The organism is Nonomuraea sp. NPDC050153 (assembly GCF_044460125.1).
In the GTDB taxonomy this organism is placed as follows: Bacteria; Actinomycetota; Actinomycetes; order Streptosporangiales; family Streptosporangiaceae; genus Nonomuraea.
Genome location: NZ_JBITJQ010000086.1, coordinates 1 through 2153, shown reverse-complemented (window position 1 = coordinate 2153; position 2153 = coordinate 1). Strand labels below are relative to the sequence as shown.

General features: G+C 66.3%; 1 protein-coding gene. It reads left to right on the top strand.

Translation table 11 applies throughout. The features are described from left to right. Positions 1-648 precede the first annotated feature (648 nt). Positions 649-1986: a group II intron reverse transcriptase/maturase gene (gene ltrA, locus ACIBQ1_RS61775; protein WP_397292872.1), complete on the top strand. Its 1338-nt coding sequence runs from the start codon at positions 649-651 to the stop codon at positions 1984-1986. Positions 1987-2153 lie beyond the last annotated feature (167 nt).

Genomic DNA, 2153 nt, shown 5'->3' with positions numbered 1-2153 from the left:
CTCCTGTGCGTCCAGTAGTGATTGGTGGTTGATCGATATGGATGGTTGACGACTGATCCGAAAGCTCGTCGTCGCTTGCCGGTGTAAGTCCGGTCCGGGTAGCCGCCAGGGGGCCCGGTAGCAGGCTGGCGGCTTCGTCTGGAAACGGGCGGGGTCGAAGCCCAGCGTCAAGCGCCTCGTTCGGAGACGTGCAACCAAGCGGTCCGTAACGTGAAGTGAAGCCTGCCGCGTCGTTACATCACCCACCCGCAAGGTGGGGCGAGGGAGTGCCGAGTCCGGAGGAGACGGGCGAAGGCCATGGAAGCGGTGAAGAGCCTGGAGGCGCAGCCGCCAAGGACTCCCCGGCGTAAGGGGCTCGGAACGTTTGGATAGTGACGGCGGGAACTGGAGAGGCCCTCCCCGGCCCAGCGCACTGCGGTGTGGTGCTGGAGCGTGGCGACCTATAACCGGTGAGGAGCCGGGAAGTGGAAGCCGGCCGGGTGGGCGTCGGAGGGGGTCGTAGTACCGATCGAGCCGAGCGGACAACACAACCGCCGGTGAGGGAAGGGCCCCTGCTTCGTCGATGCGTGAGGTGGCATGTGGAGGTGCCCGGTGAGTGCCGGATCGTCGGCTAGTCCCACCGCCTTGGTGAAGGCTCCCTTGGACAAGGTGCGTGCCCTGCAACACACGCTGTACCGGACGGCCAAGGCCGATCCCGGACGACGGTTCCACGCGCTGATGGACAAAGTCCTCCGCAGGGACGTCCTGTGGCGCGGGTGGGTCGCGGTGCGCGCCAATAACGGCGCACCCGGCATCGACACGACCACGTTGGACCAGGTCGAGGAATACGGAGTCCTGCGTCTGCTCGACGAGTTGACCGCTGAACTGGCCGAGGGCCGGTATCGTCCGCTGCCCGCGCGCGGGGTGCTGATCCCCAAACCGGGCGTCAAGGACGAGTATCGGCCGTTGTCGATCTCGGCGGTGCGGGACCGGATCGTGCAGGCCGCATTGAAGATCGTGCTTGAGCCGGTCTTCGAGGCGGACTTCCTGCCGTGCAGTTTCGGGTTCCGCCCGAAACGCTCGCCGCACGATGCTCTCCAAGTCGTCATCGATGAGGCTTGGCGGGGTCGCCGGTGGGTGGTCGAGACGGACATCGCCAACTGCTTTTCGGCGATTGGGCACCAGGAGTTGATGCAAGCGGTCGAGGAACGCATTGTGGACCAGCCTGTCTTGAAGCTCCTGCGGCAGATCTTGCGCGCTGGGGTCATGACGGACGGGCAGGTCCGCCGGGAGGTGACCGGGGCCGCCCAGGGCGGTCCGATCAGTCCCTTGCTCTGCAACGTCTACCTGCACCGGATCGACCGGGCATGGGATGTGCGCGAGTTCGGGGTGTTCATCCGGTTCGCCGACGATCTGCTGGTGATGTGCAGGACCCGGCAGCAGGCCGAAGCCGCGCTTGCGCGCCTTCGGCGGTTGCTGGCCGAACTCGGTCTGGAGCCGAAGGAGGCCAAGACCCGCATCGTGCGGTTGGAGGAGGATGGCCAGGGAGTGGATTTCCTCGGCTTCCATCACCGGCTGGTGCGCTCGCGCGGGGTTCGGGGAGGGCGTGGCACCGCAGGGGTGCTGTTTCTGGCTCGCTGGCCTAGTGACAAGGCGATGCAACGCGCCCGCGATCGGATCAGGGAACTGACGGTCCGTTCTCGGTTGCTGTTGAGTGTCGAGGCGGTGGTGCAGGACATCAACGTGTTCCTGCGCGGCTGGGCGGGATATTTCCGCTACGGCCACTCCACCCTCCGCTTCGGCAAGATCAGGGATTACGCGCTCTACCGGATGGCGATCTTCATCGGGAAGCGGCACAAACGCGGCCGGGCATTCGGCTGGAACGTGGTCGCCTACCGGTCGCCGGACCAATGCGGCCTGATCCGCCTGAACGGGATCGTCATCGCACCCAGGGCGAACAAGCCCTGGCGGGGGAAACCGCATGCCGCCGGTGAACGGCGTCGGTGAGCCGGGTGCGGGAGAACCGCATGCCCGGTTCGAGGTGGCGGGAGCAGGAGAAGGGAAGAGCCGACCACGGTCGCCAGGAGTGGCACAGCCGACCGGGAAACCGGCGGAAGAAAGGCCCTGGGCCCTACCGTCGAGCATCATTCACCTCGCCTGCTCCCGACCCGACT